The 7,061-nt window shown below is 70.5% G+C and carries 6 protein-coding genes and 2 pseudogenes; 2 read left to right on the forward strand and 6 right to left on the reverse strand.

The genetic code is table 11. The features are described from left to right. Positions 1-205: 205 nt before the first annotated feature. Positions 206-562, reverse strand: a complete 357-nt coding sequence (locus tag ACFV6I_RS30140; RefSeq protein ID WP_350876292.1) for a beta/gamma crystallin domain-containing protein — start codon at positions 560-562, stop codon at positions 206-208. Positions 563-1,067: 505 nt separating this feature from the next. Further along, positions 1,068-1,220, reverse strand: a pseudogene (locus ACFV6I_RS30145) (pirin family protein); the annotation flags it as partial. Positions 1,221-1,311: 91 nt separating this feature from the next. Between ACFV6I_RS30145 and ACFV6I_RS30150 the strand changes: the two are divergent. Further along, positions 1,312-1,644, forward strand: a complete 333-nt coding sequence (locus ACFV6I_RS30150) for a hypothetical protein (RefSeq protein ID WP_380428684.1) — start codon at positions 1,312-1,314, stop codon at positions 1,642-1,644. Between the two features lie 78 nt (positions 1,645-1,722). Further along, positions 1,723-2,217: a hypothetical protein gene (locus ACFV6I_RS30155; RefSeq protein WP_380428686.1), complete on the forward strand. Its 495-nt coding sequence runs from the start codon at positions 1,723-1,725 to the stop codon at positions 2,215-2,217. Here ACFV6I_RS30155 and ACFV6I_RS30160 read toward each other — a convergent pair. From ACFV6I_RS30160 to ACFV6I_RS30175, 4 genes and pseudogenes are all read right to left on the reverse strand, one after another. Then, a complete protein-coding gene (locus ACFV6I_RS30160) occupies positions 2,183-3,547 on the reverse strand; it encodes a nitrate/sulfonate/bicarbonate ABC transporter ATP-binding protein (protein WP_380428688.1) in 1,365 nt (454 codons plus the stop codon). The genes ACFV6I_RS30155 and ACFV6I_RS30160 overlap by 35 nt on opposite strands. 30 nt (positions 3,548-3,577) lie before the next feature. Then, the gene (locus ACFV6I_RS30165) at positions 3,578-5,254 is read right to left on the reverse strand and encodes an ABC transporter permease (RefSeq protein ID WP_380428690.1); all 1,677 of its coding nucleotides are present in this window, start codon (positions 5,252-5,254) and stop codon (positions 3,578-3,580) included. A 494-nt stretch (positions 5,255-5,748) separates the two neighbouring features. Continuing rightward, positions 5,749-6,357 (reverse strand): hypothetical protein, encoded by a 609-nt coding sequence (locus tag ACFV6I_RS30170; protein ID WP_380428692.1) that lies wholly within the window; start codon positions 6,355-6,357, stop codon positions 5,749-5,751. Positions 6,358-6,700: 343 nt separating this feature from the next. After that, positions 6,701-7,018, reverse strand: a pseudogene (locus ACFV6I_RS30175) (transposase); the annotation flags it as partial. Positions 7,019-7,061 lie beyond the last annotated feature (43 nt).

Here is a 7,061-nt window from a genome sequence, read left to right on the forward strand (position 1 = left end):
TTGGGGGTGGGGATGTGGGGGCTGGGGGGCCCGCGGGGACACCACCGGCGGGCGCCGGCCCGCCCCTGGAGGGCATGGCCGGCGCCGGTGGACCGGAATTGAGCGAATTCACGTCACAGAAAATTCGACGGCGATCAAAGCGCTGCGGGGACTTACGGTGATGCGGCCGGGTGAATTTCCGTTCGGGTCCCGCTCCGCCGGTTCGTCAGAGGATTTGGATGGAGTTGACCCTCGGCGGGCGGTTCGGGTACGTGATGTCGGTCCAGCGGTTGACCCTCACCGAGTCGCCGTTGGCGTCGGAGTAGACCAGGTCGTTGTTCCCCGTGGAGATCCGGTCGATCCACCACCCGCCGAAGCCGATCGTCCCCCCGTTCGCGTAGCAGTCGACGCTGTCACGGCCGTCGAGGTGCGACCAGATCTTCAGGAAGTCATTGCGGCTCCCGTCACACTGGACGTGGTCGATGGCGAAGGCGTTGCCGGACGGCACGGCCACGGTGAGCGTGGCCGCCGCGGCGAAGGCCATCGCCATCGAGCTCACGACCTTCTTCGCTTTCGAGATCATGGATTCTCCTCAGCCGGATGAAATTTCGAATCGGAGTCCGCTTCGCAACGAGTTTCGGTTGCGTCGTGCTCGATCAGTATCCAGACCGACTTTGTGAGGGTCAATCGAACAAGCCTCGACCTTACTTGTTCTCGGTCATTTCGATCCGGACTTTCGGCGAGGCGTGGGGTGTGTTGTTCTGGTGTGTCACGAGTGGTTCCGGGGCCGGGCGGACGGGCCGTCGACCGAGATCGCCTACCGGCTGCTCTGACGTGGGGTGATGGTCTCACTGCCGACCGCGCGCGACAGGTGTTGGGGGCACCTGGCTGGGAGAGGGGGGTGGGGCTGGCGAGTTCGCGCATGACGTGTCGGGTGTTGCCGGGTGAGGGCGGGGTGGCGTCCTCACGCCCCCGGCCGACCGCCGGAGCGTGAGGATGAACCGGCCGGGCGGTGAGGTGGCCGAACTCGCTGAGGGTTGTCCCGCAGCCAAGGCACGCAGCGACTCCGTGCCCGTCGAACGCGCGGGTCAGCGGGTGCGGCCGCGGGGCTTGAGGGGGGTGCCGGGGAGCTCCGGGGCGGGGAGGCGGTTGCCCGGGTAGCCCCGGACGGCGCCGCAGCGGTCGGTGGCGGCCTGCCACTCGTCGCGGGCCTGGCCGATGTCCTCGTGGGACTGCCCGATACGTCGCCGCCGGTCATCTCCATGGCCGCAGAGACGGGACCACCGGCAGCGTCGAGGATCCGGTCGCCGGCGGGGCGCTCCATCTTCGAGGGTGCGGACGCAGCGGATCCGGGCTTCCTCAAGGGCGCGGGCCCCCGACTCCACCATGCGCGCGGCCGTCCACCTGGAGTGCGAACGTGGCGCCGAGGCATACATCCGTGCGCTGCTTCTGCAGGCCCTCAGTGCGTCGGGCCTCGCACCGACCGGGCTGCGTGCCCGGCGTGAGCGCGGCGAGGTCACCAGCCTGCGGGCCACGGTCGCCGTCAACGGCGACGTCGCCCAAGCACTGGAGCCGGTCATCTCGCGCCTCTGCCTGGAGCCGGGCGTCAGCGACCTGCACTGGCACCTGGAGGAGGGCGACACGAAGCACCAGGCCCTGGCCTGACCACGCGTCAGTGGCGCGTCAAGGACCCGACGCCTCCCCGGGTGCCTGGCAGACTGATCGGAAGGAGAGGTGATCCGAATGAGAGCGGTGCCCCGCCCGCGAACCGGTGAGGGCGCGGTGGTGCTGGGTGTGATCGCCCTGCTCCTGCTGGAGGTCGTCGCGCTGGTGGTGCTGCCGGCCCGCGACCGGCCGGTGGTCGGCGGCGCGCTGTTCGGTGCCGGCGTCGCGGGCCTTGCCGTGGCCGGCGTGCTGTGGCAGCGGCTGCGCAGACGACGCCACCCTGTTGTGCCGCAGGCGGAGGCGGACCAGGATTCGTGGTTCAGCGCCCACAGCCTGGAGGGCTTCCCGATGGAGGCGGTCCGGCCGCTGCTGCTGGGCGCGCACGCGCCCAGCCTCAATACGCTCTACACCGCGTGGGTGTTCGCCACCCACGGCCACGACGCCGGCTGGATCGCGCGCCACCTGAGCCTTCCCGCCGGCGTGGTCCGCCTGCTCGCCGACGCACGGCCCGCCGGAAGGACTGAGGCACGCACCCCGCCTACAGGGCGTCCTGCGCGCCGGGGTCCAGAGTGAGTTCGCCGTCGCCGGAGTCGTAGTCGAACAGCTCGGCGTAGCGGCCCCAGTCGATGGCGGTGTCCAGCTGGCGGCGCGCGTCCTCGGCGGAGAAACCGCGCCGCAGCAGGTCGAGGAACAACCCTTCGCGCAGGGTGTGACCGTCGGTGGCGGCCAGGGCCTGGACGATGGCCCGCACGAGCGGGGCGCGGCTGGCGGCGTGGTGGGCGAAGAGCTGCTTGCTGGTGAGGATGTCGGCGGCGGCGAACTCGCGGCCGGCGTCGGTGACGCGGATGCGGGGGCCCTCCGTGCGCGCGAGGTCGAGCAGCCCGGCGGCGTCGACCAGGGGCAGGAGGTCGTCGATCTCGAAGTTGAGTTCGTCGGCGATCTCCGCCAGGCCGTCCTCGCCGCCGCGGGCGACGAGGATCTCCAGCAGGCCCGCCAGCCCGCCGACGCTGACCTCCGGCAGCGGCGTGCTGGTCGGGGTCGGGGCGGGCCGCTCGGCACCACCGGTCGTCGCAGGCTCTACCGCGGCGACGGCAGCATCCTCCCGGCCGGTGAGGATGCCGTAGACGGTGTCGACGATGGATTCGAAGTGCGGGTCCTGGCGGTTGCGGGGGCGGGGCAGGTCGACGCGCAGTTCGGCCTGGATGCGGCCGGGGTTGGCGGCCAGCACCAGGATGCGGTCGGCCAGCAGGACGGCTTCCTCGATGTTGTGGGTGACGATCAGGATCGACTTGACCGGCGCCTCATGCCCTTCCCACAGGCCGACCAGCTCGTTGCGCAGGTTCTCGGCGGTCAGCACGTCCAGAGCGGAGAACGGCTCGTCCATCAGCAGCGCGTCCGGTTCGACGACCAGGGCGCGGGCGAAGCCGACGCGCTGGCGCATGCCACCGGACAGTTCCTTGGGGTAGGCGGACTCGAAGCCGTCCAGACCGATCAGGTCGATCGCCTTCAGCGCCCGCTCGCGCCGCTCCTGTTCACCGACGCCCTGGGCGTGCAGGCCCAGTTCGACGTTCTGCTGCACGGTGAGCCAGGGCAGCAGGGCGAAGGACTGGAAGACCATCGACACACCCGGGTTGGCACCGGTCAGCGGCTCGCCCCGGTAGGCGACGGTGCCCGAGGACGGGGCGATCAGCCCGGCGATGCACCGCAGCAGGGTCGACTTGCCGGAGCCGGACTTGCCCAGCAGCGCGACGATCTCGCCCTCCGCCAGGTGGAAGCCGATGTCGTCCAGGACCGGCAGCTCCCGGCCGTCGGGGGTGGTGAACGTCTTGGTCACCCGCTCGGCCCGCACGATCGTGGCGCCGGTCGGGCGGGGGCCGGGGGTGCGCGGGTGGTCGGTGGTCACGGGTCCTGCCTCGCTCGCTGGTACGAAAGGTCAGAGGGAGTAGCGGGTCTCGGCGATGCGGTAGAGGCGGCGCCAGAACAGCCGGTTGAGGGCGACGACGTACAGGCTCATCACCACGATGCCGACCAGGATCTTCGGGAAGTCCCCGGTGGCGGTGGCCTGGGTGATGTAGGAGCCGAGGCCGGTGGCGGTCAGCGTGTGGGAGCCGTAGGTCACGACCTCCGCGACGATGGAAGCGTTCCACGCTCCGCCGGCCGCCGTGATCCCGCCGGTGACGTAGGAGGGGAAGATCGCGGGCAGGATGAAGGTGCGCCACTTCAGTCTCCCGCCGACGTGGAAGGTGGTCATCGCCTCGCGCAGGTCGGTGGGGATGGCCGAGGCGCCGGCGATCACGTTGAACAGGATGTACCACTGCGCGCCCAGCGCCATCAGCAGAATCGCGCCGACGTTCAGCGAGATGCCCAGCGCGACGAAGGCGGCGGTGGCGAACGGGAAGACGAAGTTCGCCGGGAAGCTCGCCAGGACCTGCACCACGGGCTGGGCGAAGCGGGTCACCCGCGGGTTCATGCCGATCCACACGCCGATCGGCACCCACACCACCGTCGCGAACGCGATCAGGATGATGACCCGGCTGAAGGTCGCCGCTCCCAGGGCCAGCGCGTGTCCGAACTCCGCGAGCCCCACCGTGGATCTGACGTAGGCGAACGCCTTCCAGGCCCCGAAGAGCACCAGCACGCTGACCGCACCGGCGAAGAACACGTCCCCCGTCCGCTCGCGCGCCGCCGACCCGCCGATCGGGTGCTCGGCCAGCCCGAACGGCCGGCTCGCCCGGTCCAGCACGCGGCCGATCGGCAGCAACGGGCGCCCGAGCCGTTCGGGGACGCTTGAGCGGCGCAACAGGTCGAGCACCAGACTGCGGGGGCGCTCGGCGGCTTCCGACTCCTCCACCCGGAACCGTTCCGACCAGGCGACCATGGGCCGCCAGAACAGCACGTTCACGCCCATCACCATGACCACCATCACGGCGATCGCGATGCCGACCTGGCCCAGGTCGCCGGCGGCGATGGCCGCTGCGGCGTATGACCCCATGCCGGGCAGCGCGTAGCGGTGGTTGAGGACGCTGATGGTCTCGGAGGCGGCGAGGAAGAACCAGGCGCCGCCGAAGCTCATCATGCCGTTCCACACCAGCGGGATCATCCCGGAGGGCACGTCGAGCTGCCAGAACCGCTGCCACTTCGTCAGCCGCATCACCCGCGCGGCCTCGTCCAGCTCCTTGGGCTGGGAGACGAGGGAGTAGTAGAAGGCGAAGGTCATGTTCCAGGCCATCGCGGTGAAGATCGCGAAGATCGAGGCGCACTCCAGGCCCAGGATCGAGCCGGGGAACAGGGCGATGAACGCGGTCACCGTCACCGACAGGAAGCCCAGCACCGGCACGGACTGCAGGATGTCCAGCACTGGCAGCAGCATTTTGTCCGCCCGCCGAAGCCGTGCCGCGGCGGTGGCGTACACGAAGGTGAACACCACCGACGCCACCAGCGCCGCGAACATCCGCACCAGCGAGCGCACCGCGTAGTACGGCAGGTTCGCCGGGTCCGTCGACACCGTGTCAGGAGCCGTGCTGGGCAGGAACGGCGCGTTCAGTGACGGGGCGAGCCGCAGCAGGCCGTACAGGAACGCGACCAGTGCCACGACCACCAGCACGTCCACCCACCGGAATGCCGGCCGCCGCCACACCCCCCGCGAGGGGAACCCGCCCGGACCCGCCACCTGGCCTCCCGTGTCACCGTCGGCTCGCTGCCTCGGCCAGGAAACCATGCCCGGGAAACCCCGGACGGGTCCCCGCCGAGCGACACGCGAACACTCACCGACAGAAGATCCAGAGCAGCCGAGGCGTTCCTCACCCGGGGCCCGGGATGCCGAAGTGCAGATGTGAGCCGTCAGCGTAGGTCACGGCCTTTGGCAGCAGGTAGTTCGCTATCCGTGGAGCCACGCTGGCCTGGATCGTCAGCCGGTGTGGCGCGGGCATGATCCACTCGACATACCCGGCGAGACCACGGAAAGACCTCCCGCCGCGGTGGTCCCACGGATGAGAGCGACTGGGGCTGAACAGCAGGTCTCACAAGAGAGCTTGGAAGTTCTCCTGGCCGGCGTCTCTGGTATCCAACTCGATCCGTCCGTTGACCGTGGCCGCCCGCAGCACATCACGGGGCACGGACAGCAGATTCTCGTACTGCTTGAGGCGCGCACGGTCGTTGACATGCGGCATTGAAGATCCTCGCTGGCGACAGCCCGGACTGCGCCGCGAAGTGAGACTGTCGTCTGCTGGCACGGCGAATCGCGAGGAGGTTGGGCATCCCACCCGCCGGCTCACGGGCACATTTCGTCCGGGCGAACGGCCAGCCGTGGACCACCCGAACAGGGTGATGCCGTGCACCCGGCGGGCGCGGTTCGATGTGCGCGGGGCTGGTGTAGGCGGCGTCGACTACGTGCTCGGCCGGGGTGAGGCTGATCGCGGCCAGGTCGTTGTGGATCACGGGGGTGAGTTCGCCGTCCTGGACCGGGGCGATCGTGGTGGCCACGTGCACGACCACCTCCGGCAGCTCTGACGTGCACGTCTCGGTGAAATGGGTGCGGTAGCCGGACCGGGCGGTGTCTCGTTTGACGCAGTAGTGCGCGTCTGTGTCGTACGGGGAGTCGAACCGCAGCGAGGCGGGCGGCAGGGCGTGGCCGTCGCGCCAGCACAGCCGCCCGCGGGCGTCCCAGACGTAGTGGTGGACCCAGACCCGGCGCAGGATCTCTACCTGCGCCAACGCCTTCAGCCGGGGCGGGGCGTCGGCGCTCCAGGCTGCGGTGAGGATCCTCTGCCCGTCCCGGCCGAAGGTCCCGGCCAGAGTGGTGACCCCGGCCTTCCCACCAGGGACCCTGCCGATCTCGACCTTGCGACCGTAGCGCTTGTCCCACTCCGGCTCGATCAGCGGCAGCAGCCAGTCTGGGGCCGCCTGGGCGAGCTATTCGAGTGCGGCCCGCAAGCTCTCGCCCACCAGTTCCAGCCGGCTGAGCGTACGCACACCCGCGAGCACGTGGGCGGCGTCGGCCGGCCTTCAGTAGCCCGGCCTCCACGAGCCGACGCAGCATCACCCGCAGCAGCCGGTCTGCCGCGTCGCCCTCGGCCAGCCGGGCCCGGAACTCGCACAGCACAGAGTGGTCGAACCCGGGATCGTCCAGGTCCAGGCCCAAGGCGTACTTCCAGTCGATCCTGGTGCGGACCGCGTTCGCGGCCGCGCGGTCCGACAGGTTCTCCGCGAACTGCAGCGCCGACACCAGCGCCAACTGCCCGGGTGACAACCCCGGACGACCGGCTTCGGATACAGGTCGGCGAACTCCCCGTCCTCGAACGCCACATCCAGCCGGTCCCGTATCAGCATCGCCGGGGGGGGGGGGGGGGCGGGGCGCCCCCCCCCCCCCCCCCAACCCCCCCCCCCACGCCGCGCCGCGACGCGCGCGCCGCGCGGCC

The sequence above is a fragment of the Kitasatospora sp. NPDC059803 genome (assembly GCF_042732255.1).
Taxonomy (GTDB): Bacteria; Actinomycetota; Actinomycetes; order Streptomycetales; family Streptomycetaceae; genus Kitasatospora.

Bases quoted from the DNA above. Each gene is read 5' to 3' on its own strand.
- ACFV6I_RS30140 (WP_350876292.1), bottom strand. From the start codon at position 562: ATGATCTCGAAAGCGAAGAAGGTCGTGAGCTCGATGGCGATGGCCTTC.
- ACFV6I_RS30155 (WP_380428686.1), top strand. From the start codon at position 1,723: ATGAGAGCGGTGCCCCGCCCGCGAACCGGTGAGGGCGCGGTGGTGCTG.